Here is a 24,945-nt window from a genome sequence, read left to right as displayed (position 1 = left end):
TCACAGCGGGTACCCCCGTGGCGTAACCATTCGCCCATCAATGATACGGGTCTCACTGTTACCTATAAAGACGGTTGTCAGCATATCGACCTCCGTATCTCTCAGTTCCTTAAGCGTTAAAATTCTGGATTCTGCGCCCTCGCGCGCGATGTTTCTTACAATTCCGCAGATTGTTTCCGGAGCTTTGGATAACAGCAGGATATCACAGGCGCGCTTCAAATACTCCTTCCTCTTCCTGGAGGACGGATTATAGATTGCAATGGCAAGGTCGGCCTCACCGGCAAGTCTCAGACGTTTCTCGATGCGTTCCCACGGAGTCAGCAGATCCGAGAGACTGATGACAGCAAAATCATGCCCAAGCGGTGCTCCCAGCATAGCTCCTCCGGAGAGCGCTGAAGTAATGCCCGGGATGATCTCGATCGCAACCTCCGGGTATTCTGTACCGAGGCATAGCATCAGACCTGCCATACCATATACGCCACTGTCGCCACTGGAAATCATGGAGACGATTTTACCCTTTGCAGCTTCCAGAAGTGCCATACGGCACCGTGTCTCCTCCTGCATCATTCCGCTTGTGATCCAAACTTTATCTGGAAAATACCTGCGGATTAGATCCACATACAGGGTATAGCCGACGATCACCTCGGATTTTTTAAGCACGGATTCCGCTTCCAGTGTAAGATGCTCCCGATCACCCGGTCCGATGCCTACTACATAAACTGTACCAAGGACTGCCATATAAAGTCTCCCATCCTATTTTTAATCCTAATTCCCGTTCAATCTCTCATCACATAAAGTCGTTCTGTAAAACGATCTGTCCTTGCAAGAACCTTTAGTGAAGCTCTCCACCAGCTCCAACCGGTCGCCTGAAGCAGGTGCGGCGGCGTATGAATCATTATTCCTTTGCCCATAGTGAAATCGTAACATCTCCGTATATGGTCTTTGCCGCGATTTTCCGTCCGGACTTTCCTGCGGCTCGTGCTGCTGCCCGCTCGCAGACATTGGCGACACCTGTCACAGACCGCACAAATGAGGACTCGCTAAAGGATCCATCCACTGCGGCAAGCTCCTCTGCTGTATAGGTTACAAAGGGGATTCCGCTCCGGTAGGAAAATGCCAGGATTCCGGGCTCTGATTTTTTCAGGTCAATGCTTGCCATAACTTCTACAGCCGCTTCTCTGAGATTATAGGCGCTGAGACATTCCTCTACTGCATATCGGACAGCCTCCTCGCTCACTCCCTTACGGGAACCGATGCCGATACAGATTCTGACAGGTATCAGTAAAAGACCTGCAGTTTCCGCATCCCGCCGCTCGGAAATCAGGATATCCGCCTGCGCCGCCTGATCTCGCTCCACATATTCCGCTTCGTCTGCCCCGGGTAATTTTTTAAGGCTCTCTTGTGAGATTTCCGTTACGATACGGAGCTTCTCACCTCGCAGTACCTTGGCGCTGATTTCCTTTGCCTTGGTAAAATCCGTTATGATAAGATGATTTTCCTTGGCAAAAAGATCGACAGAAAACATCCCTTCCTCATCGGTCGCTGTCGTAATCACGGGTGTAGATTTCGTCCAGCCTGCGATTTTCGCTGCGAGTGCGTTGGCTCCTCCCAGATGTCCTGACAAAAGCGAAATGCAGAACCTGGCATCCTCATCCATGACGAGAACCGCGGGGTCTACAGATTTATGCTTAAGATATGGTGCAATACATCTTACGGCAATACCTGTGGCAGAAAGAAAAAGGATCGCATCCTTTTCCCGGAACCATGCAGCAATGATGTCCATGGTTTCGCGGCGATCCATCAGCTCCGGCAAAGCCTTAGTTTTAGCTATAAGCTCAATGTCCGGCGGATTGTCCTTATCGTTATCGATCCACTGTGCTTTGATCCTCTCGCCCAGTCGATATGCCTTTTCTGTAAAGGCAATGATACCAGCGTTCATGACACGCGCTCCTTCTTACATCTTATCTCTTAAAGTTTTTTATGCCTTGTCTGCTTTTACGCTCCGGATACGCAAGATGCTCTTTAAGCTTCCGGTACTTCGGAAACTTTGCATCTCATGCTTCTCCAACCGCACCTGTCTTGCTCGTTTCATCGGAGCCTTTACGATATGCGGTCGTAAATTCTGGAGCATAGAGCCTGGAGGCTTCCTTTGCAGCGCCTTCCTCGCCAAGTACCTCACCGATGATAATAAGCGCAGTACTTCGGATTCCGTTCTGCTCCATGACATCCGGCAAATGTAGAAGTGTCGTGCGAAACACCTTCTGCTCCGGCCAGCTCGCCTTATAAACAATGGCTGTAGGTGTGTTTCCCGGCATACCTCCATTCGTAAGCTCATCCCGCACCTTTACTGCAAGTGCAGAGGAGAGGTACAGTACCATCGTGGCTCCATGCGCTGCAAAGCTTTTAAGGGATTCTCTGTCCGGAACCGGTGTCCGCCCCTCTGCCCGTGTAATAATAACAGACTGTGTCAGCTCCGGTGCCGTATACTCTGTTTCTAATGCTGCTGCCGCCGCTGCAAAGGCACCCACCCCCGGACAGAGATCATAGGGGATCTGGAGCGCCCGGAGCGCTTCTGTCTGCTCATGCAGCGCACTGTAGAGAGAAATGTCCCCGGTCTGGAGCCGAACAATGTCTTTCCCCTCCTGATGCTTCTTCTGTATCACGGAAATAATGTCCGGTAGCGCCATCTCCTTGGAGTCATAAATTTCCGCATCCGCCTTTGCAAGGGTAAGAAGCTCCGGGTTTACCAGTGATCCTGCATAGATGATGACATCCGCCTCCATGATGAGCCGCCGTCCCTTTACGGTCACAAGCTCCGGATCTCCCGGACCTGCGCCTACAAAATGAACCATTATTCTGTCCCTCCTGCATGCTTCAGTGCTTTTAATATTTTACCTGTCCCCGGAGTCTCTCCAAGTAGTCCGTACCTCTCGGAGTACATCTTAAGCCCAAAAGGGACACGATCTCCCAGCCTTGCGCTCAGATGACGGTCAATTTCAGAGAGTAACGACCGGACCACAGGCTCCAGCGATCCCCACTCCAGAAGCTTCGTCAGCATTTCCTCCGTAGTGATACATTGCCGGAGCTCCTTAAGTCTCGGAGTCTCCACACCCTGCAGTGCCGCATGGCTGACCATAATCTCCCACCGCGCATCCGCAGTATGAGAATGCGTATTCATGATCCCGGCAGCAAGCTTTATGAATTTCCCGATGTTTCCGACGAGCAGTACATTTTCAAGCTCATAGGAAACCGCAAGATCCAGAGCGTCTCCCACATAATTACTGATCTGAATGATGGGAAGCCGTAAGTCCCCGAGCCTCGGCAGCACGTCATGTTCCACATATCGTGCACCCATATTTCCCGGCACAAAAATCATGCTTCTGCTGCCGTTTGCAAGCTGCTGTCGGATTTCCACCTCAATGGTATCGACAATAGACTGCTCTGACATGGGTTCCACCACGCCGGAGGTTCCGAGGATCGATATACCGTTAATAATACCAAGCTTCGGATTAAAGGTTTTTAATGCAGCAGCTTCTCCACCCGGTACGGATACCGTCAATAAAACGCGGTCTGCATGCCCGATCTCTGCAGCGTCCAGTACCTCCTTTGCAGACGAAAATATCATCCTGCGCGGGACTTGATTGATCGCATACATACCGATGTCCTGTTCCAGTCCCTTCCTTGTAACCATCCCGACCCCCGGTCCGCCGGTAAGATACATTCTCGGATCCTCCGGATCATGGAACATATGGAGTCTGTTTAAGTCCTCCTCTAAAGGAGGGAAGTCCATACGAGCTGCACGGACATGTATCTCCAGACCACTCGTGGCATCCGGGTCATCCCCGCCATCCTTTATGGTAAAAAAGGATCCATCGGGTGCTTTTGCAACGTCAAGAGAAGCCTGCTCGCCACCCGGCAGACGCACAGATACCTTCGTCTCAGACCGGTCTCTCACCAGCTCCTCCATTGCTGCCTTGGCCGCCGCTGCGGCACAGGTCCCGGTACTAAGTCCCCGCCTCATTTTTTTCTGATTACGATATCGATAGAGCTCCATGCTACCTGCCTGCTCCCTCAAAGCTTCCATACAGACGGAGAAATACCTCCTCCGGAATATCATACAACGCGCTGATCTTATCTCTTGTAAAAACCTCTTTTGGAGCCCCGATGCTCTGGACCTGTCCCTTCTTAAGAAGAATCATCTGATCCGATATCATACTGGCAAGCTCAATCTCATGGATGGACATGAGCACGGAGATTTTGCTGGTTTCCGCCTTGTGTCTTAGAGCCTCCAGGAGCAGAAGCTTATATCTAATATCCAGATACGCTGTCGGTTCATCGAGGATCAGCACCTCCGGCTCCTGGCAGAAGGCTCTTGCAAGAAGTATTCTCTGCTTCTGACCGTCACTTAAGGTATTAAAATCAAGCTCCTGAAGCTCGTCAATGCCGGCATCTCTTATCGCCCGATCCACTGCGCGCTCATCCTCCACCGACAAGCCTCCTAGTCTCCCGGTATACGGAATCCGTCCGAGAGCTACAACCTCCCGCACCGTAAGAAGCTCCGGATGCACCCGGTCCGTAAGAAGTACGGAAATCTGCTCTGCCCGCTCTCTGCCGCCCATATTTGTAAGCTCTTTATCTCCGTAAAATACATGTCCGGAAAGTATGGAGAGCTGCCCGGAGAGCGTTTTCAGCAGGGTGCTTTTCCCCGAGCCATTGGGTCCGATCACGGAAATGATCTCTCCGGGTGAGATCGTAAGCGAGAACTTCCTTACAATTTCCTGCTTATCATATCCGGCACATAGCGACCGGATCTCTACCTTAAGACTCATCTATGCTTCCTCTCTCTCATAAGCATCATGATCACAATCGGCGCTCCCAGGATGGAGGTTACGGTACTAATGTTAAGCTCTGTCGGGCGAAGCAGCATGCGTGCTAAAAGATCCGCGCCTCCGGTAAAAACAGCTCCACCCATAAAGCATGCCGGGATGATAATCTCCGGTCGTGAGGTATGAAACAGATGCTTTATAAGATATGGCGCGGCAACCCCTACAAAGCTTACGGGTCCGGCATAGGCTGTAACCGTGGCGGAGAGGATACTCGAGAGCAGAATCAGAATTCTGCGAAAGCGGACCACCGGAACTCCGACGGATCTGGCATAGCCCTCTCCCAGCTGAAAGGCGCTGATCTCCCGAGAGTGAAAAAATGTAAGAACCGATGCAACCCCGACCACAGGAAAAGCGACCTGTACATTGTCCCAGCTCATCCCGGAAAAGCTTCCCTGCGACCAGTTTCTGAGATTTACGATATCCGCATCGGACGCAAAGGTAATCATGAGATCGGTTGCCGCAGAGCATACATAACCGATCATAATGCCGCCGATCAAAATCGAAGACATATTTTTGACACGTCCGGACAGATAAAGGATCCAGACCGTGGAAAACAAGGCTCCTGCAAAGGCTGCCACAATCAGGACAAAGGACGATACGCTGCCGGAAACATTCAAAAGTAAAATAAGGCAAATCGTCACCGCAAGCTTTGCGCCGGATGAAATCCCCAGGATAAACGGTCCCGCGATCGGATTGGCAAAATAGGTCTGCAGCAGGAAGCCGGATAAAGCCAGTGCGCCGCCCAGAATCACGGTCATCAGCGCTCTCGGAAGCCTTAAATTCCAGAGGATGGAGGCTTCCATGGAGCCCTGATCCTGCAATAAAACAAGCCGCAGAAAATCAGCCGGAGTCACAGAAACCGTACCGGAAAACAGATTGAAATATAACACCAGAAGCAGCAGTACCGCCATCAAAAGGTACATAAGAGCCCATCGTCTGCCGGTTTTAAGCTTCGTAAAGAAAAAATTTTTCACATTACTCTACCTTTGAGATAAAAGTCATATCGTATGCTTCTCCCTCTGACATGAGATGCACATCCCGGATAAAATCCGCCATCGCATCTGTCCTCTGATAAAAGGCAGGCGACGTCGTATAGACCTGTCCCTCCCTGACTGCCTTAAAATCCTGAAACAATGAACTCCGGTTTATAAGCTCCTCTACATTAGGCAGCGCTCCCAGAAATCCATTGTAGATAAGGTAATCCGCATCCTTTGCCTTATGGTAAAAGTCCTCCATCCCAATCGTAATACTTGCTTTCCGGTCAGGAGATTTTAAATCTTTAAAAACATAGCTGAGCCCGCCCATCTGAAACATGGCCGGGATGTAGTCATCTGCGCTCCGGATCACCGCCTGACCGCTGCTGTTAAGATAAAAATAAGCAAAGGTACCGGTTTCTGTCCGGGCGGGGTCTGAATAGGAACCTGGATCCGAAACGGAATTTGAAGCTGCATCGGAAGCTGAAGCTGCATCCGCTTCCATCAACTCCTCAAGCTTTGCACTCTGCACTTTTAAAAACGCCTCTGCCTCCGGCGCTTTACCGCTGAGAAGCCCATAGACACGCACCCATTCCACCCGGCCCATCGGATCAGACTCATAGCTTGAGTAATCCGTAAAAACCGGAATGTGAAGCTCCGTAAGCTGCTCCTTTACCTCCGGAGAGTGATTGATCATTGTGGACTCGATGGCGAGATCGCAGCCCTCCAGCATCAGGGTTTCATAATCCGGCTGCGAATACTTCCCGGCAAACAATATGTCGCCCGCCTTCATCGCATCGACAGCTTCCGGTATATACCACTGATCCTGCCGGATGGAGCTGAAACGAATCCCGGAAACCGCGTCTACCGCATCAAAGAGCGCCATGGCTGCCGTATCCGCAAGATAGATGTGCGTAAGCGGCAGGGAGAGCACCGTCATGTGCTCCGGCAGCTTTGCCGGTGATTTGCCGCCCTCTGGTACAACCAGATAAGCTTCTCTGCTTTCCGGGATCTCGATAACATGAAATCCATCCGTATAATCCAGGATCCGGAACTCCTCACTATATTGATTTTCCTCTGCCTTAATAAACGAAATCCCGGGGATCTCAGGCGCCGGTGCGGCTTGTGCTGACGTCCTGCTTTCTTTCATAGGTGCCGTTTGCATCCCGCATCCGCCGCTAAGGACCATGAGCGCTGCCAGTATGACACATAACAAGCCTGCTTTTACAATTCTGCCTGTCTCTATCATCAAGACTTTTTTTTTCTTTGTCTGTGTTTCCATATGCCTACTATTATGCCACAGAAAACAGCAGACAGTAAAACAAAAATCGTCATGCCGGTTTTTAAATTCCAAAGCCAAGGTCCGTATCCCGCTGACCGGATCTCCTCCCCGGAGAACGTAAGCGTATACTGCACTTCATGCGGTACTGACATCGCCGTCGTATCTCCGATCACCGTCATAGGCTGTGTAAGTGAGATCAGCGGAATCTGAAACACAGAACGTTCTCTCGTATCCTCCCGGGTTTCCGATGCATCGAGCGGCAGATATTTACTGCCTGCCACAATCATGTAATCATAATGCGGACTATCCCAGATGAGGGTCAGTGTGCCATATCCATCTTTTACCTTACAGGATACAGGGCTCTCGATCTGTACTCTCCCGCTGCCTCCCGTGAGTGTCACCGGGATCAGATATTCTCCATCCGTAAACGAGAGCTTCTCCGGCTCCGCTTCCTGATATGCAGGGGATGCCTCCTCCCGGATCGCCCCTGCCGGCAGACTGTCAGATGCAAACGTAAGCGTTACATGTACCAGGGCGCCATTTTCCCCAAGCGGCAGAGTATAGGACTCCTTGCTGTCAAGCGCTGCCACCGGTACCGAGACCGGAGCATTTAAGCCTGCGAATGTGATCTCCGCTTCTGCTTCCCCGTCCTGCGCCTTAAGAATCGCCCGCTCCACAAGAGGGAACGCTTCGGTACTTTGCTCCGGATACTCAGTTTTTACTGAAATCCTGTAGCTTCCATTTTCCAGGTACTTTGCTGCTATTTCTGCCCGCACGGAAAAATGCAGAAATCCGGATACAAGAAACAGCGCTGCGATAAACAGCGCCATTTCCATAAAAATATTTTTAACCTTCATTTGCTCTATAAAAAGCTTCATGCCTCCTGACTCCAACCGCAGAGCTCTGCTGCTTTTTGAAAAGCCTGACGGAGATCTCCGATCAGATCCTCCACGCCCTCAATGCCGACAGACAGCCTTAATGTCGTCTCATGAATGCCATTCCGCTCCAGCACATCCTTTGGCACATCACTATGCGTCTGTGTCACCGGATACGTGATGAGAGACTCGGTTCCTCCCAGGCTCTCTGCAAAAAGGATTACATTCACATGCTCAAGCACAGCGATGGCAAATTCCCGGGACGGTACATCAAAGGTAATCATAGCACCAAATCCCCGCGCCTGCTTCTTCATAATCTCATATCCGGGATGCTTCGGAAGTCCGGGATACAGCACCCTTGTTACATGCGGATCGCTGTCCAGAAACGCTGCCAGCCTCTCTGCATTTTGCTCTGCCCGGTCCATCCGGACAGCCAGCGTCTTAATTCCCCGGAGCACAAGCCATGCATCAAAGGGATCCAGCCCCGCGCCGGTTGTCTTAAACAGAAATCTCAGCCGGTCTCTAAGCTCCGGATCCTTGACAATGGCAAAGCCTGCAATGGCGTCATGATGTCCTGCGAGGAATTTTGTGCCACTGTGAAGCACAATATCAGCTCCAAGTTCCAGCGGATTCTGAAAGTATGGAGACAAAAAGGTATTGTCTACAATCAGCAGGATGACGTGTTTTTTTGTAACCCTTGCGAGCGCCGCAAGATCGGTTACATTCATCATCGGATTGGTCGGCGTTTCCAGGTAAACTGCCCTGGTATTATCCTTGATATACTCCTCGACATTTACCCGGCTTAAAGGAGCAGAAGTAAACTCTATGCCGTTTTTTGCGTTGATCTCACGGAACAGGCGAATGCTTCCGCCATAGAGATCCTCGTCAATCAGGATATGGTCTCCCGGATGAAACAGCTCCATTACACAGCCGATTGCGCACATACCGCTGGAAAAAGCAATGCAGTCGATCCCATGCTCAAGCTGCGCCACGGTCTTCTCCAGCTGCGCGCGGGTCGGATTCTGAAGCCTTGTGTAATCATAACCGGAGCTTTGACCAAAGCCCTTATGTGCAAATGCCGCTGTCTGATAAATCGGATAGCTGATCGCTCCGAAATGTGCATTTACATCATCTCCCTCAAGGTGCTGACAAAGTGTCTCTATGCTGTAGCTCATATGATTTGTCTCCTTTTACATAAAATCAACATCGATTTCGTTTAAGCTCCGACACGGCTTCCCGAAGCTGCTCAAAAGCCTGCTTCACGATGCTTCTCGGGCAGGCAATATTAAACCTTTCAAACTGCGCCGTTTGCGGACCAAAGATACTTCCGGAATCAAGCCATAGCTTCGCCTTGTCCGTGATAAGCTCCTGAAGCTCGGTCTCTGACAATCCAAGACCGGAAAAATCGATCCAGAGAAGGTAGGTACCCTCCGGCTCAATGAGCTTAAGCTCCGGCAGATACTCCGTAAGATACGCTCGTACAAAGCTTAGATTGCCATTGATATAGGAGAGGAGCTCCTGATACCATTCCTCGCCCCTGGTATAGACAGACTCCAGTGCCGTAAGCCCAAGAACATTTGCCTGACTGTATCCCGCTGCAGCGTTTTCCTTTTTATATCTCGCGCGCAGTGTCTCATCCGGGATGATAGCATTCGCAACCTGCAGACCTGCGATATTAAAGGTCTTGCTTGGAGAATGCAGTACGCAAAGATGGCTCCGGTATTTCGGGTCCATCGTAAGAAAGGAGTGAAATTCATGCCCCGGGTAAATAAAATCGCAGTGAATCTCATCTGAAACGATAAGCACATCGTGTTTCAGGCAAATGTCTCCGATCCTTGTAAGCTCCTCTCTGGTCCAAACCCGGCCCGCCGGATTGTGCGGATTGCAGAGCAGATACAGCTTGACCTTATACTCCTCGATTTTCCTCTCAAAATCATCAAAGTCAATCTGATAATGACCAGCCTGAAGCCTAAGCTGCGAGTTGACAAGCTGCCTTCCGTTATCCTGAATCACTTCCCCAAAAGGATAATATACCGGCTGCTGGATCAGGATTGCATCCCCCGGCTTGGTAAATGCCCGGACGCAGGTGGCAAGCCCGTAGACAACGCCCGGCCCTACCGTTACCCAGCCTGGCTCCACAGTATAGTGATAATGCTTCCGGAACCAGTGATTCAATGCCTCAAAATATCCTTCTTTAGGATCGGTATACCCAAAAATACCATGATCAATCCTTGCCTTAAGATCCAGGAGCACTTCCTCTGGCAGGCGGAAATCCATATCGGCAACCCAGAGCGGCAAAAGATCCGTTCTTCCCTTCCGTTCCATACCGAAATCATATTTAAGGCAGTCGGTATGGTGCCGGTCTATGATGGTATCAAAATCATACCTTGCAGTCTCTGTTTTCTGCGCCATAGCTTCCTCCGCATGAAAGATTTCTAAATATAAAAAAAGATACTGTGTTCTGTCATTCTGCTGACCACAGTATCTTAACAAATGCATCCCCTTCAGGGTATTATATAATATTTTTACTTGGCTATAGATTTCTCTGATAGCGGTTATGCTATATCAGCTTACAGAAGGCCGGGTTTCAATACTTAAAGCTGATGCGGCAGCATGGCGAATGAGCTAAGCCCCGTATAGATCAGAAACAGCATCAAAATCACCACATGCAGATAGGGATACCATGCTTTAGGGTCCTGCCCCGGGAGCTTCCGTCTCTCAAAAAATCCAAGTACTGGCAAAAAGCAGCTCAAACTCCGGTATCGATGATCCAGGCTTCTGCCATAAAGATTGTGGAAGCGCTCCTCCAGGAGGTCAAAGTCCATATAGCCGAAAAAGAAAATGAGTCCCTCATACAGAAGCGCGGTGTTTATGAGATTAAATACAAGATTTTGCTGTAAAATAAAGCTATGGTACAACACAGCAGCTGCTGCCGGGAGGATGCACTGCATAAGAGCAAAACGATCTCCGGGCAAAATAAAAAATCCGCTCTGGCGTGAGCTTCCATTCTTTTGTGTACATCCGGTGGAAGCTCCTGCATTGGCACCGGCTGCAGAGCTACGGCAGCTGTCCTTCTGCTCCGGTCTTCTGCGAATCTTTCTGCCGCAGCCCGGACAGACCTCGGCACCATCCGGCACCTCGGATCCACAATTCATGCAGACACGCTTCGGTTTGATTTTGATAATCGGAGTTCCGCAGCTCGGACAGCTTCTGCTGTCGTCAGGGATCTCCGCTCCACAATGGGGACATTTCATATATCTTTTCCTTCGATCTAAACTAAATTCTGAATTAAATTATTATCCAAATGTTAATGAATTGACGTAAATCTGTTGATTAAAATTGATTAAAGCCTGTCGGACACATCAGACAGGATGGTCTTAAAACGGTTCCAGGGAAACTCTGCAGGAAGTGGGGCTTCAAACGTAAGGCTCGGAGATTTTTCGCTTAGATCCTTAGTGCGTCCCTGTACTTTCTTATATTCCGGGAAGCTGAGTGACTGACAGAAAAGGCATAGTCCGCATTTGATACGTGAACCATATTTACCATCTCCTGCAATCGGCATCCCGCGGCTCGCAAACTGCACGCGGATCTGATGAAACCTGCCTGTTTTAAGCTGCACCCGGATGAGACTCAGCTCCTCCGTATTTCCAAAATTAAGGATCGAGCTTGTTTCCAGCACCTCGTATAGAAGCTTTGCGCGCTTTACCCCTTTCCGTTCTGTTTTAACGGTAAAGGCTTTCTGCCGCTTGCTTTCCTTAAACAACAGATCTTCAAAGGTTCCCTCGGTTTCCATAGGTTTCCCTGAGACAATGATATAATAGCTTTTTTTAAACTGATGTTCTCTAACCATTTCCGAGAGCGCCGCTGCTGTCTTGCGATTTCTCGCATACACAAGCAGTCCGGATGCCGCCTGATCGAGACGGTGCACACAGTAAAATTCCGAAGCGCCGCCTGAAGCCTTGGCTAAAAGCGCCGGCATATCCCGCTCGGCATCCATACCGGCAGGCTTTACCGCAACCACATAATCCGGAGTCAGGGCGATGATGTCAGGACTCATACATTCGCACCAAACACTAGCCTGTCAATGGCATACGCCACACCATCCTGATCATTGCTGCGGGTGATAAAGTCTGCGGCTTTCAGGATCTCAGGCTCTGCATTTGCCATTGCGACCCCGACGCCTGCAGCCTGAAGCAGACTTAAGTCATTGCCCGAATCTCCGACACCCATGGCAGCTTCTACGGGTATGTCAAGAATATTACAGAGCTTCCGGAGACCGTTTCCCTTGGTGACATCCGATAATGTGACTTCCAGGTTATTAAATCCACCGGATACCAGCGTAACATCGGGGATAGACGCAAAATACTGCCGCAGCTCTTCTCTGTCAATATAATTGCCATCTGCGTCCTTGTAAAAGTTCATGGTGATTTTCTGCACCGGCAGCTGCTTCTCCAAAATAAGATCCAGTGTGGAATCTACAAAGGTTCTGCTGCTATGGATATACCGGCGTGTCGCTTCGGACAAGGGCAGACGCTTTATATCCTGCTCCTGATACGCATCGGTATATCCGATCCCATCAATAAAGGCAACAAAGCTTACATCTCTCCGCATAACCTCACGTAAAAGCGATGCACCGAACTCCGGCGTCATCGCCTCCTCATAAAGACAGTGTTTCTCGGGAATGGTATAAATCGCAGCGCCGTTCACAGTAATTCCGTATCTGACTCCGGCATTTCCAAGCTCCTCCGTCCGTAAGCCATTGTATGCACGACCGCTGGATGCCACGACCTCGACTCCATTGTCGATACATGCCCGGATGGCGTGTAGATTGGCATCCGAAATTCTGCCCTCCGAATCCAGCAGTGTCCCGTCGAGGTCCAATGCAACCAGTCGGATCGGAGACGATGTAACGCGCCCGGATTTCTTATCATTTATATCATACATCTTTATTTATCCTTCTTTTACAGCTTCTGCTGACTCTGTTTCGGCTCCCTGCGTGGATTCTGCTGCAGCTGCATTCGCCGTATCTGTACCCTGCGCTGTAAGAGCCCCGGCTGTTGCAGCAAGCGATCCACTGTAAATATAGGTATTGGGCGCAGCTGTAGTAGCCATAGGTTCTGAAGCAGCACTGCTCTCCTGTGACGAAGCATCCTCAGAGCTTCTGTCTGAAATGGCATCCCCGGATGCAGCTGCAGTTCCGGATACAGCTCCGGATGCAGAAGCAGAGGAATCCGTAGACGCAGAAACAGATGCATTCAATTCTGTAAGATCAGATGCGGTTGCCAGATCAAAATTTGCAGCATCTCTTTCCGCAATCTGCTCCGCATCCTGCTGCACTGCGGCAATGCTTGCATCTGCCTGATAACGGATGCTGCCGATTCTTGCCTTGGTACTTACTGTATCCGAAAATGGATTGCCATGCCACTCTACACCGCCACCGTAATTCATATCGGAATCAATGGTTGTATAGCCATACAAAAGGTCCAGCGCCATCTGCGGCTCCGAACGTACATATCTCGTGGTGGTTCCCTTTAATACCGAACCGACATACTGAGACGCAAGTGTCGTATTACGGATCCGATAGATGCCGCGGATCATTTCCTCATCCGACATATCCGGCGAAAGCCCGCGGAGAAAGACATTCGCCTGTGACCCGCAGTTGATATTAACAGAAAGAAGTGCCGCAGATACCGCAACATGCCGTGTATCAAGATGATATCCTGCCTTATTCATCGCATCGGCAAAATCATCCCAGTAACGAAGACGCGCAAATGCCATCTGATCCGATACAGCTTCCTCATAATTTTCTGAAAGCGCATTGACAAAGGTATCCGCGATATCCCGGTTATTGATGAGAACACTGCTTCCGGTACTTTTGCCAAGATAATCTGCAAAACCACCCCAGAGCTCCGGGTGCTTCCGGTAAGCATAATTCATAAATGCCGGGAGATCATAGCGGTAGTCAAACTGCAGAAATCCATAGGCGCGCCCATAGTCACCAATAATGATTGAGCCTCCGCTGGTTTCCCCTGCCATCGAGAGCATATAAAACTCCGCAGGCTTTCCGGCGATTTCCAGTCCCGAGAGATCCCCGGGCTTACCGGCAGTCCTGTTCCAGACAAAGCTGCTGTCCGGATCGGTGACCGGAGGGATATAGGCACCGTCCTCTCCGACATAGTAGCCGTCCGGCGTTTCCTCTGAACGGAACATCCGCCCGTCCTCTCCATAATAATACCAGTTGCCGCTATCCGGATCCTGCCACCAGCCAACTCTTGGCTCCGCGACGGTTTCCTGCGGAAGTTCATTTTCTGTAGCGAGCAGTGCTTCCGCTGTCTCGGTAAGATCCGAGTCGGAAGCAATAAGATCTGAAGGAGTAGAAACCAAGGTTTCCTGAGGCTTAGGTGCAGGATGATGTGCCGTAGCAAAGGTCATGGAAACAATCACCAGCACAGCACCAGTTCCAAGCACTGCCTTTTTTTGCACTGGCATGCTCTCCAGTCTGTTTTTTAAATTATTGAGATGTTTGATATATTCTGAAGCCATGCTAAGTATTTTAATCGTTTTTTAGAACGAAAATCTGAAATTTATATGAATTTTTGCGTAAAATACATGCCTTCCGCTGTTTTTACACTTACTGCCACTGCTTCTCTGCTTCGATTAGCAGTTGTATGGTTTCTTTTAGCAGTGTACATTGCTCCGGGCTGTAGGGGTTTAATATAAGTCCGCTGACATTTTTATCTTTCAGGACATTATTAAAAATCCGCACAAGAGAAAGATTCAGAACACGCTTACAGTTCCGGTCCCGCGCAGCAGCGGCTTTATCTGTAAATGCTGTAAAAAAAGCTTCTCCATCCTCATTAATCAGCTTATCGGTGAGGATCTGCTCTCTGCCACCCGGAAGCCTGCGTCCGGTTACCGGAATGTATAATACTTTGTCATGATGCAGATACTCCAGAAGTCCCGCCAGGACAAGCTTCCGGTTTCCTTCATCTGGTATCTCCCGGTAGCTGAGCAATGCCTCCCTTAGTTCCCTGTTTTCCTCATTCATACAATCCCCTGATACCCTCCTATATAAACCAAGCTCAAAAAAGCGGCATCCCCAAGGATACCGCTCTTTGACATTATACACAACATCTTAAGTTGAAACAATTTTCATCCCGGAAATCAGAACACACTCCGAAGCCCCAACGTTCTTTCAATGATCAGCATCACCGCCATGGTCGCCACCATGAGAAGTGTGGCCAGCGCAGCTATGGTCGGATCAAAATGAAATTCCACATAGGACATCATCTCGATCGGCAGCACGTTAATGCCGGGACCTGTCAGAAATGCCGACAATGAAACATTATTAAAGGAATTGATAATCGCCATGATACTGGCGGATGCCATTGCTGACTGTATGTTTGGCAGGATAATATGGAAAAAGCAGTAGACCTTGGTTGCGCCCAGGCTTCCCGCTGCTTCCTCAATCGCAAAGTCAAAATTAGCCAGCGCTGCTGTAATGACTCTCATAACATATGGAATTCCCAGCAGTGTATGTCCAATCAGAAGTCCCGGAAGAATCGGCACATGAAAGACACTGATAACATAGCGGAGCATCATAAAGCCCAGCACCACCATCGGAATCATGACCGGCGAGAGAAATGCCGTCTGGATTGCTTCCTTTCCACGGAAGCTGTAGCGGTTCAATGCATACGCTGCCGGAAGTCCGAGGAGCAGGGCAATCAGAGTGGAAAGGACCGCAATGATGATGGACGTTCGGGCTGCATTGATAAAAGAGCTCATGCCAAGCACCTGCGCATACCACTTTAAAGTAAAGCCCTGTCCCGGAAAAGTCAGGTAATTTGTATTACTAAACGATGCCGCCATGATGATGACAAGCGGACCGATCAGAAAAAAATATACCAGGATTGTAACAAGGAGGATTCCCTTACTCTTTTTCATTGATGATCCTTTCCTTTGGTTTCCTGCCCGGCAGAGCTGAAGCTCCGTCGGGCTGTATAGCAATTTGTGTATTTTGTGTATTTCTGTCCTTAAGAGGCATTCACATAATACCCATCAGAACCTCGTCACTGTACAGAGAACAGGTTGTTCCACTTCTCAATCCAGTCTGCCTTCTTTTCCGTAATGAGATCCCAGTCCGGAACGATCAGCTTGTCTACCATATCCTTACCATATGTAAAGTTCTGAGACTGCTCCTTGGTAAGCTCAACCTTAGTATTTACCGGGGAGTCAACACCGTCCAGAGCCTCAGCCTCCTGCACTTCCTTGGAAAGATAGAAGTTAATAAACTCCTCTGCAAGCTCCTTGTTTTTGCTGCCCTTTACAATGTTAAGTGTATTAAAGCCGGAGAAGCTTCCCTCGGACGGATCAACCCAGACATAGGCATCATTCGCCTGCTTTGCAGTTGTGTAGCTGTAATCCAGAAGTACTGCAACAGAGGCCTCACCCTGGTTCAGCATGGTAATGGTATCATTAGCAGAGGTATAGGTCTTAACTACATTTGGCTTAAGCTCCTCAAGCTTTGCAAAGATGGCATCATCATCCTTACCCGGAGTAAGATTAAATGCTGCAGCAGTGCCATAATAAAACAGTACGCCGGAGGTAGCGGTGATATCCGGAATCACAACGCTGTCCTTAAGCTCCGGATTCCAGAGATCCGCAAAGCTCTTGATGTCAACATTGCAAAGAGATGGATCATATACAATACCCAGGCGGTTAAATGTGTATGCAGGACCATACTCCTCTCCAAGAGGTGCCTTGGCGGAATCATAAACAGAGTCAAGATTTGTAAGAGCACTCCGGTCGATCGTATCAAAAATACCATCCTTGGCAAGCTGTGCAGCAAAGGAATCACTGATCACCACAACATCATAATTTTCCGGTGACTGCTCAATCTTTGTAACACGCTCGGCATTTTTTCCGGTTTCTACCACAAGCTCTGCTCCGGTCTTTGCCATAAACGGGTCATAGACATTTTTCTGCAGAAGCTCTGCATTAAAGGAAAAGGTGCTGACCGTAAGCTTCTGACCCTTAAACTTCTGATCTCCCTCTGCAGCTTGTGTATCTCCGGCTGCCTCTGTACTCTCCTGAGCGGCTTCAGAACCGGCAGCAGCTGTACTTTCAGCAGATGCTGCAGATGACGCAGCAGCCGTGGTGTCCTTCGGTGCTGATGAAGATCCGCATGCAGCAAGGCTCATACCCATGGCAGCAACAACAGCAAGTGACAATACTCTTTTCATAACTTCCTCCTCATGGTTTATGGAATGAGAACAATTTTATTTGGTGTCAGAGACAGCACTATGCTATCACCGACAGAAAATACTTTTTCATCGTCTGCATTGACAACAAACTCTCCAAGCTCTGTGGAGACGTTGTACTGCATCCGTTTTCCGAGGAATGTCTGTACGGTAACCCTTCCGCGGATCGCATTGGGAAGCCCTTCTTCTCCGGAAATCACAATATCATCCGGGCGGATGCATGCCTTCATGCTCTGTCCCGGAAGCGTATCATTTGATACCCTGAGTTCTGCTCCATGTTCTGTCTGGAACAAGCCTTCCCCAAGCCTCGTAAGCTTCAGGAAATTTTCAAAGCCGACAAAGCGCGCGATAAACTCGGTTTCAGGATGGCTGTAGATTTTTGCCGGAGTATCCATCTGCTCAATCACACCATGATTCATGATGGCAACCTTGTCACTAATGGCAAAGCACTCCTCCTGGTCATGTGTAACATAGATGGCCGTGAAGCCAAGCTTCTGCTGCAGCTTACGGATTTCCACTCTCATCTTGACACGCAGCTTGGCATCCAGGTTACTGAGCGGCTCATCAAACAGCATAAGATCAGGTTTGATTACCATCGCTCGTGCCAGCGCGACTCTCTGCCGCTGTCCTCCGGACATCTCCTTTGGAAGACGCTTTTCAAAGCCCTCGAGATCCACAGTGCGGAGCATGCTGGTAACCTCCTTGCGGATCTCAGCCTCCGGCATTTTCCTTTGTCTCAGCCCAAATGCGACATTATCATAAATATTCATATGCGGAAACAGCGCATAGCTCTGGAAGACAAAACCGAAATTTCTTTTATGCAGCGGGATATGCGTATAGTCCTGCCCGTTAAAATAAAAGCTTCCGGATACAGGCTCGGAAAATCCCGCAATGAGACGAAGTGTTGTCGTCTTGCCGCAGCCGCTCGATCCGAGCAGACTTACAAGCTCTCCCTTTTCTGCATTCAGGTTCAGATCTTTGAGAATGATATTTTTACCATATCCTGCTGTAATATCTCTAAGTTCAAGTAATGACACCTGCTTTGCCTCCTCTTATACCAGCGGATTAACTTTCCGGCTGATGGTATTAAACGTTGTGGAAACCAACATTGTTACGACAATCATAATAACAGCAACAACGGAAGCCTCCGTCCAGTCGCCAAGGCTCATCGCGTACTGATAAATCATGGTGGACAGTACCCGGGTATCTGTGCCGCCGAGAAGCTGCGGTGTTGTATATGCTGTAATGCAGCCGGTAAACACCAGGACACTGCCGGTTACGAGACCGGTTGCGCTGAGCGGTAAGGTGATTTTACGGAAGCTGTCAAAAGCTGTGGCCCCGAGATTTCTTGCCGCAAGGGTAAGATCATCCGGTATGCTCTCGAGCACGCCGATCAGCGATAGAATCATAAGAGGAAGGAACAACTGGATAAAACCAACAGTAATGGAAAATTCATTGTATAAAAGACTCTGTGGTCTTGAGAAAAGTCCGAGGGAAACCAGGATGCGGTTGACAATACCCTTTTTACCAAGGATGACCATCCAGCTGAAGGAGCGGATGACCGGGCTTGTAAACATCGGGAAGACTGTGAGCGCCATCAGTATACCCTTGTTTTTAGCATACTTTGCAATATAAAAGGCAGCGGGATAGCCCAGCAGTGCGCAGATGAACGTACTTAAGATACTAAGCTTCAGGCTTCGGATAAAAATCTGCTGGAAATAAGCGCTTGTCAGAATCTCCTGATAGGAGGCCAGCGTAAAGCCACTGTCCGGATGGAAAAAGGTGGTGAGAATCAGCGCAAACAATGGAATCAGCATAAAAACCGATAAAAAAAGCATTCCAGGCAGAATCATAAAAAACCATGCCTTCTTTTTAAACAAGCTCACGTATTGCCCTCCGGTAAATCTGATCTAAAACAATGGCAAAAAACATTCTATATATATCACATCCATATCACAGGTGCAAATATTAAATAATTTCTTTGTAATTTTCGGCAGAAGTCATAAAAGCCTTCATCTCCTGCATAAGATCTGCCTTCACTTTATCAATGTCAAGCTTCACCAGTCTGCCATCTCTTACAAGGATTTCACCATCTGCCATGACGAGTGATACATTGGAAGCATTGGCGCTGTAAACCAGTGCGGAATACGGATTATAAAGCGGGAACATATTTACAGACTGTGTCTCCACAAGCTGCAGGTCTGCCTTTTTGCCTGCGGCAAGAACTCCAATCTCCGTATTATACAGTGCCTCAGCGCCGCCTCGCGTTGCAGCCTCCAGAACCCGTTTTGCCGGGAACAGACTCCGGTCATGGTATCTTGTCTTCTGCGCATACGGCATAATACGCATCTGATCATACATCGAGAGCGTGTTGCCGGAGGATGGACCATCGGTACCAAGTCCGAATGGAATTCCGAGCCGGTCTGCATCCTGCATCGGTGCAACGCCCTTACCAGCCTTTGCATTACTTCCTACGCAATGCGCAATTCTGCTTCCTCTTTCCTTCATAAGCATGAGGTCATCTTCCGTCATATGGATACAGTGCACTGCAAGTGTATGTCTCCCCAATGCTCCGATCGAGTCAAGGAAGCTGACCGGCGTCATACCCATCTTGCGGAAATGCTCCATTTCATAATCCTGTTCTGCTGTATGCAGGGTATAAATCGTATCATACCTTTCCGCAAGCTGGTACGCCTCCGCAAGCTTCTCCGGATTTAAGGTTGTTGTACCATGTGGAGCAATCACCGGGATCACACGGTCACTTGAACGGTAATTCTCAAGAAACGCTTTCTGATACGCAAACCCGCCATATTCCTTCTCCGGACTGTCACAGGTTTTCTGTCCGATCAGGGTTTCTCCAAGATATCCGCGGATACCGGTATCAAGACACGCTCTGGCAACCTCATCCTCAAAATAGTACATATCAAGGAATGTGGTAATGCCGGAGAGCAGCATTTCCCCGATCCCATAGAGTGCACCGAGATATACAAGCTCCCGGTTCATTGCCTGAAGCTCCAGCGGAAACAGAAAACGCCGGAGTCTATCCGGACAGTCATCTCCCATCGTACGGAACGGAACCATAGATACATGGCAATGGACATTGACAAAGCCGGGCAAAAGGATCCCTGCCTTGCCGTCAATTCTTTGATCTGCATACAGCCCGGAGAGATCTTCCGCTGTCTCTGCACTGCCCAGTGCCAGAATCCTGTCATTTTCCGTGAGGATCCATCCGTTATTAAGGATACTTCCATCGGAATCCATAGTGAGTAAGGTCGTATTGTAAATCAGTGTCCGCATGTATGCCTCCAAGCTTCTGTCCGTGTTCTGACATCTGCTGCTCCAGCTCTTGAAATTATGCCGGCAGACGTCGCCATTTTGTATTTTGCAATTTACAAGCTATAGGTAGTATAGTATCTTTTGTGAAGAAAAGGAAAAGTTTTTAACAAAATTTTGAGCGGCAAAATTTTGAGAGTAATAAAAACATTCAGTACGTAAAGGAAGTGTGCAAAATGAAAAAACTGCTGATCATTGGTTCCACCTGTGTGGATGTCATTATTAAGCTGGATCATCTCCCTAAAACAGGGGAGGATCTCCATCCGGAGTGGCAGCACTTTGCGATGGGCGGTTGTGCCTATAATGCAGCGCAGATTCCCAGGGCTTTAGGGCTTAACCCCTGTCTTGTGACACCTGTGGGCACCAAAGGGGTCTTCAGTGGATTTGTATGGCAGAAGCTCTCACAGCAGGGATTCCGGGGTCCGGTCAGGGTCGACAACGCTGAGAACGGATGCTGCTACTGCTTCGTGGAAAAAAGCGGAGAACGAACCTTTGTCTCTGTGCATGGCATCGAATACAGCTTTGATCCGTCATATATGAAATCCCTGGAATCCGAAGTCTTTGACTATACCTATATCTGCGGATTAGAGGTAGAGGAGCCCACCGGAGCATCCCTTGTCTCCTGGCTGGAACGCCATAAGGAAGCCACCGGAACCGTCATCTATGCTCCCGGTCCCCGAGGTGTCAAGGTAGACGCTGATCTTACCCGGAGGATCTTTCAGCTGCATCCGATCCTGCATCTTAATGAAACGGAAGTACTGGAGCTTGGCTCTCACTTTAATATAAGTTCAGCAGCGTTAAAGCTTTACAGGGATACGCAAAATCTCGTAGTGGTTACGATGGGGGAACGCGGCGTTTACTGGCGCTCCGCCGATGGCCGCTCCCATGATCTGCCCGCAGTAAAAACCAGCGTACGCGATACCATCGGTGCCGGGGACTCTCATTGCGGAGCCTTCCTCTCGGGACTTTCCTTAGGTATGACGGAGCAGCAGGCACTTTCCTTTGCATCGGAAATCAGTGCTGCTGTCGTAAGCATAGAGGGTTCCACTCTGCCGGACGATACGATTCAGGAAATCGCGCGGAAATATCTCGCCGATCTTCCGTCGGATCATGCATCTCCATCTGTATAAAGTGATGTGAGTATCATCTCATACTCCTTGCCTCCGGCGATATAAAAAGGCCAGTGGATCTTAGTATCATGAAATCCAAGAACTTTCTTCCATTGCATCAGATCCTGCTGGCACTGCCAGGCACCCTCTACGGGATGCTCCATATCATATTCCGTACCAATCAGCACACAATGCCGTGCAGATAAAATGAGACTGTTATTGATCGTCGGGATGATTTCATCATTTAACTCGCGAATGGCTGCATGGAGCGCATCCTCCGGGATCCGGACACCATGTAGAATCGTTTGTGAGATATTTCCTGCAAGTACCTCCCAACAATAGGACAAGAGTGTAAAAAGCTGACTATGTACCCCAATACAGAGCGTAACATCTGCGCTCTCCGGAGGGATGCTGCGTAAAAGCTCTGACGATAAGGCTCTGGTCTTCCGGGAGATACCCACAAACTCTTCCAGCGATCTCTCTATAAAGCGATCCGCTGTGATACTCCTGTTAAGGGCGATCGCCCATTGATATAGATTCTCAAAAAAGCTGCGGATATCCGCCTCCTCAACGCCGGTCAGCGACGCTTTTTGTAAGCGGATCCTTCCAGAGCCTGTGAGCCCGTACTGATGAAGTCCCGACTGCATGGCCTCCAGATCTGTATCCAGAATCCGGATCTGATCAAAACCTTCGATGAGGCGCGTAAGATCCACATCATTGCACCTGCCTCCTCCGACAATCAGGAGCTCCCGTTCCGCTCCGGCATGATCAAAACGTCTTCCCTCCTGTAAAACCCTGTCCGTAACCTGCCGGCGGTATTCCTCCCAGTCCCGAAACGCATTTTCAATGATAAATTCATTTTTTATAGATTGAAACGCACTCAAGCTCATATTTCACCGCTTGGAGATCCTTGTAATCGTAATCGGATTTTCCGCACGATACATGTGATAGCTTCCGCGCCGCTCCATACCGGTAGCCTGCACCTCTACCATTTCAAACTTATACTCCGTGAGCCGTTTTTCAATTTCCAGGACCTCTGCCAGCGTCTCAAGCGTAACCGTATTAATAACAATAATGGCATCAGGATTTCTGCCAAGTGCCCAGTCTACAATCTCAAAAAGTCTCCCCTTACTGCCTCCGATAAAAACACAGTCCGGTTTTGGAAGCCTTGCCGCATCCGGATTTTCCCGCGGGTTAAGACAGGCAGGCGCCATTCCCTGCAGGATGCGAATGTTATCTACCTGAAATGCATACCGGTTCCGCTCGATGGTGTTGACGGCATCCTCATTGCATTCGACGGCATAAACCCGCCCCTCAGGACATGCAAGCGCCGCCTCGATGGCAATACTTCCGGAGCCTGCCCCAATGTCATAGATGATGCTGTCGGCATGGATGGCAAGGCGGCAAAGCGAGAGCGCACGGACATCTCTCTTGGTGATCGGAATGCCATCTGTCCTTGCAAAATGATCGTCGGCAATGCCAAAGGAATTGACTCTGGGGCGGTAAGCATCATTTTCAAACAGAGCAATGGCAAGCGGATCAAACCTTTTAAGACGGATCTCCCGTGGATTTCCACTTGTGAAGCATTCGTCCTGATAGCTTAATCTCTCGCCAACCGTAATATTTACATCGCAAAGTCCAAATTGCACAAGCTTCTCGGATATTTTTGCTACACTATCCTCATCTCCCAGAAGCACACAGACAAATCTGTTTTCCCGGATAATCGGGACGAGATCCATCGTTCTGCCGTGCAGGCTTACAAGCTTGACATCTGCCATGGAAATGGCGCGTTTGGAGAGGAAATACTGTATGCTGGAAACACCTGCATAGTTATTGACAATAAATTCCTCTGTCTCCGGCATTTCCTCCTTACGTGCTTTGAGAGCCTTACGCAGAGGTACAGCACCGGAGTAAACACTCGTGTCACCGGTAAAGACACAGGCAAAGCTCTGATACTCCGGATGCATATCCATATAGCTTATGATTTCCTCTGTCTTAAAGGTTTCGCATGTAGGTTTCGTCTTTTTTTCGCCCAGCAGATCTATGGCTTCTCTTGCCGTCGCAACAGCACGTCCGGCACCAATTAAGGCATCTGATTCACGGATTGCCTGGAGCGCTTCCAAAGTAACCATATCCGGATTTCCCGGACCAACACCGATTACATTTACCTTTCTCATATATCTTCTCTCCTGTTTATATTGCTTTTCTATCTGTTTGATTTCTCTATCTGCGTCATTACTGATATCCAGTCTCAAGACATGATCCTTAACAGATCCTCTATAGCAGAGGCATCTTCACAGCTTACCTGATCGTATCTAATCTTGGCTGCTCTTAGCTGATCTGACCCTATCCTATGCCTGCTTCCTGGTGCGGAGCATCTTAAGGATCCAGACTCGGTTCCTGGCAAGCACCACCACCAGCATGAGCTGCGCTCCCATAACAAGTGCACTCAGTATAAAATGCTCCCGGATAAAAAGATGACCGCAAAGACAATTACATAATATCTGCAGCCAGGAGGTAGCGGCAATGGCTTCTCCGTAGCTTTTCTCTTTAAGACTGGTTCTCGCGGCTATATACGGAAGGATGCCATTGGGCACACCCGGAATCATGCATGCAAGCGCAATGACAAATTCCGGCTGGCTGGAGTTGATTTCTCTTGTAATCCAGCTTTCCTGATTTATCCCGGGGATATAGCGTTCGATCTTTCTGCCTGCCTTACGTGCCAGTATAAACACCAGGAGATTTCCAAGCACAAAGCCAAAATAGCAGAAAATCGTTGCCTTCCACCAGCCATAGATCAGTCCGGCAGCCACATGGATCGGAAGCCCCGGGATAAAGATACTCATGACCTGAACAATGCACATAAGCACCACCATAAGAAAGCCCTTCCATTCTCCCACCTGATAGAGATACTCTGCGATCCCCTTTTCGTCACCCCTCCGTAGAAGCGGCCAGAATCCCGGGAAAAAGGTATTGAAGATATAGTAAACCAGGAGCACCATCAGGGCAATCATAAGAGCTGCAATCACTAACCCGGTCACTTGATTTTTGATTTTGGTTTTCATACATACCGTGTCCCTGTTTTTCATCGCATTTCACATCTGAGGCTCTCGCTTCACTTCAGATCTGATGTATCTTATTTTACCCTAATTTCCGGATATATAAAAGAGACGATATCGCATTCCCGGATATCGTCCCTTTCCATGTACAGTCTGCATTGCATTAT

At 49.1% G+C, this 24,945-nt stretch carries 24 protein-coding genes; 1 reads left to right on the top strand and 23 read right to left on the bottom strand.

Annotated features, from left to right (window positions below; genetic code table 11):
* The 20 genes from cobJ to ACTNEN_RS00260 form a co-directional block, all read right to left on the bottom strand.
* On the bottom strand, positions 1–738 hold the full coding sequence (gene cobJ, locus ACTNEN_RS00355; RefSeq protein ID WP_441204079.1) for a precorrin-3B C(17)-methyltransferase: 738 nt from the start codon (positions 736–738) through the stop codon (positions 1–3).
* Between the two features lie 157 nt (positions 739–895).
* A complete protein-coding gene (locus tag ACTNEN_RS00350; protein ID WP_441204078.1) occupies positions 896–1,939 on the bottom strand; it encodes a cobalt-precorrin 5A hydrolase in 1,044 nt (347 codons plus the stop codon).
* Between the two features lie 115 nt (positions 1,940–2,054).
* Complete coding sequence (gene cobM / locus ACTNEN_RS00345) at positions 2,055–2,852, bottom strand: precorrin-4 C(11)-methyltransferase (protein WP_441204077.1); 798 nt, start codon at positions 2,850–2,852, stop codon at positions 2,055–2,057.
* Positions 2,852–4,054 carry a cobalt-precorrin-5B (C(1))-methyltransferase CbiD gene (gene cbiD, locus ACTNEN_RS00340; RefSeq protein ID WP_441204076.1) on the bottom strand — a complete coding sequence of 401 codons (1,203 nt, stop codon included), beginning with the start codon at positions 4,052–4,054 and terminating at the stop codon, positions 2,852–2,854. Before cbiD ends, cobM begins: the two co-directional genes overlap by 1 nt.
* A 1-nt stretch (position 4,055) precedes the next feature.
* A complete protein-coding gene (locus ACTNEN_RS00335; protein ID WP_441204075.1) occupies positions 4,056–4,829 on the bottom strand; it encodes an ABC transporter ATP-binding protein in 774 nt (257 codons plus the stop codon).
* Positions 4,826–5,809: a FecCD family ABC transporter permease gene (locus ACTNEN_RS00330; protein ID WP_441204401.1), complete on the bottom strand. Its 984-nt coding sequence runs from the start codon at positions 5,807–5,809 to the stop codon at positions 4,826–4,828. The genes ACTNEN_RS00335 and ACTNEN_RS00330 overlap by 4 nt, the downstream gene beginning before the upstream one ends.
* A gap of 52 nt (positions 5,810–5,861) precedes the next feature.
* Complete coding sequence (locus ACTNEN_RS00325; protein ID WP_441204400.1) at positions 5,862–7,109, bottom strand: ABC transporter substrate-binding protein; 1,248 nt, start codon at positions 7,107–7,109, stop codon at positions 5,862–5,864.
* On the bottom strand, positions 7,109–8,020 hold the full coding sequence (locus tag ACTNEN_RS00320; RefSeq protein WP_441204074.1) for a hypothetical protein: 912 nt from the start codon (positions 8,018–8,020) through the stop codon (positions 7,109–7,111). Before ACTNEN_RS00320 ends, ACTNEN_RS00325 begins: the two co-directional genes overlap by 1 nt.
* The gene (locus ACTNEN_RS00315) at positions 8,017–9,192 is read right to left on the bottom strand and encodes a trans-sulfuration enzyme family protein (RefSeq protein WP_441204073.1); all 1,176 of its coding nucleotides are present in this window, start codon (positions 9,190–9,192) and stop codon (positions 8,017–8,019) included. Before ACTNEN_RS00315 ends, ACTNEN_RS00320 begins: the two co-directional genes overlap by 4 nt.
* 25 nt (positions 9,193–9,217) lie before the next feature.
* Entirely contained in the window at positions 9,218–10,429 is a 1,212-nt protein-coding gene (locus ACTNEN_RS00310; RefSeq protein WP_441204072.1) for a MalY/PatB family protein, read from the bottom strand.
* 182 nt (positions 10,430–10,611) lie between these two features.
* Positions 10,612–11,271: a zinc ribbon domain-containing protein gene (locus tag ACTNEN_RS00305; protein WP_441204071.1), complete on the bottom strand. Its 660-nt coding sequence runs from the start codon at positions 11,269–11,271 to the stop codon at positions 10,612–10,614.
* A gap of 89 nt (positions 11,272–11,360) precedes the next feature.
* Positions 11,361–12,074, bottom strand: a complete 714-nt coding sequence (locus ACTNEN_RS00300; protein WP_441204070.1) for an RluA family pseudouridine synthase — start codon at positions 12,072–12,074, stop codon at positions 11,361–11,363.
* A complete protein-coding gene (locus ACTNEN_RS00295) occupies positions 12,071–12,961 on the bottom strand; it encodes a Cof-type HAD-IIB family hydrolase (protein WP_441204069.1) in 891 nt (296 codons plus the stop codon). Before ACTNEN_RS00295 ends, ACTNEN_RS00300 begins: the two co-directional genes overlap by 4 nt.
* Before the next feature lie 6 nt (positions 12,962–12,967).
* Entirely contained in the window at positions 12,968–14,506 is a 1,539-nt protein-coding gene (locus ACTNEN_RS00290; protein WP_441204068.1) for a hypothetical protein, read from the bottom strand.
* 142 nt (positions 14,507–14,648) lie between these two features.
* On the bottom strand, positions 14,649–15,065 hold the full coding sequence (locus ACTNEN_RS00285; protein WP_441204067.1) for an SseB family protein: 417 nt from the start codon (positions 15,063–15,065) through the stop codon (positions 14,649–14,651).
* A 116-nt stretch (positions 15,066–15,181) separates the two neighbouring features.
* Positions 15,182–15,961, bottom strand: coding sequence for an ABC transporter permease (locus tag ACTNEN_RS00280; protein ID WP_441204066.1), 780 nt, complete (start codon positions 15,959–15,961; stop codon positions 15,182–15,184).
* Between the two features lie 125 nt (positions 15,962–16,086).
* On the bottom strand, positions 16,087–17,259 hold the full coding sequence (locus ACTNEN_RS00275; RefSeq protein ID WP_441204065.1) for a polyamine ABC transporter substrate-binding protein: 1,173 nt from the start codon (positions 17,257–17,259) through the stop codon (positions 16,087–16,089).
* Positions 17,260–17,276: 17 nt separating this feature from the next.
* Positions 17,277–18,314, bottom strand: coding sequence for an ABC transporter ATP-binding protein (locus ACTNEN_RS00270; protein ID WP_441204064.1), 1,038 nt, complete (start codon positions 18,312–18,314; stop codon positions 17,277–17,279).
* 15 nt (positions 18,315–18,329) lie between these two features.
* The gene (locus tag ACTNEN_RS00265) at positions 18,330–19,163 is read right to left on the bottom strand and encodes an ABC transporter permease (protein ID WP_441204063.1); all 834 of its coding nucleotides are present in this window, start codon (positions 19,161–19,163) and stop codon (positions 18,330–18,332) included.
* A gap of 82 nt (positions 19,164–19,245) precedes the next feature.
* A complete protein-coding gene (locus tag ACTNEN_RS00260; RefSeq protein ID WP_441204062.1) occupies positions 19,246–20,574 on the bottom strand; it encodes an amidohydrolase in 1,329 nt (442 codons plus the stop codon).
* A gap of 212 nt (positions 20,575–20,786) precedes the next feature.
* Here ACTNEN_RS00260 and ACTNEN_RS00255 point away from each other — a divergent pair, with 212 nt between their 5' ends.
* Positions 20,787–21,740 carry a carbohydrate kinase family protein gene (locus tag ACTNEN_RS00255; protein WP_441204061.1) on the top strand — a complete coding sequence of 318 codons (954 nt, stop codon included), beginning with the start codon at positions 20,787–20,789 and terminating at the stop codon, positions 21,738–21,740.
* Here ACTNEN_RS00255 and ACTNEN_RS00250 read toward each other — a convergent pair.
* The 3 genes from ACTNEN_RS00250 to ACTNEN_RS00240 all read right to left on the bottom strand — a co-directional run bounded on the left by ACTNEN_RS00250 (position 21,719) and on the right by ACTNEN_RS00240 (position 24,784).
* Positions 21,719–22,609, bottom strand: a complete 891-nt coding sequence (locus ACTNEN_RS00250; protein WP_441204060.1) for a hypothetical protein — start codon at positions 22,607–22,609, stop codon at positions 21,719–21,721. The genes ACTNEN_RS00255 and ACTNEN_RS00250 overlap by 22 nt on opposite strands.
* Before the next feature lie 3 nt (positions 22,610–22,612).
* Complete coding sequence (cbiT, locus tag ACTNEN_RS00245; RefSeq protein ID WP_441204059.1) at positions 22,613–23,896, bottom strand: precorrin-6Y C5,15-methyltransferase (decarboxylating) subunit CbiT; 1,284 nt, start codon at positions 23,894–23,896, stop codon at positions 22,613–22,615.
* 174 nt (positions 23,897–24,070) lie between these two features.
* The gene (locus ACTNEN_RS00240; protein ID WP_441204058.1) at positions 24,071–24,784 is read right to left on the bottom strand and encodes a VTT domain-containing protein; all 714 of its coding nucleotides are present in this window, start codon (positions 24,782–24,784) and stop codon (positions 24,071–24,073) included.
* Positions 24,785–24,945: the final 161 nt, after the last annotated feature.

The organism is Oribacterium sp. HCP28S3_H8, assembly GCF_052064775.1.
In the GTDB taxonomy this organism is placed as follows: Bacteria; Bacillota; Clostridia; order Lachnospirales; family Lachnospiraceae; genus Oribacterium.
Note: the sequence above shows the minus strand (reverse complement) of the source record. Positions and strands in the feature narration are given on the sequence as shown.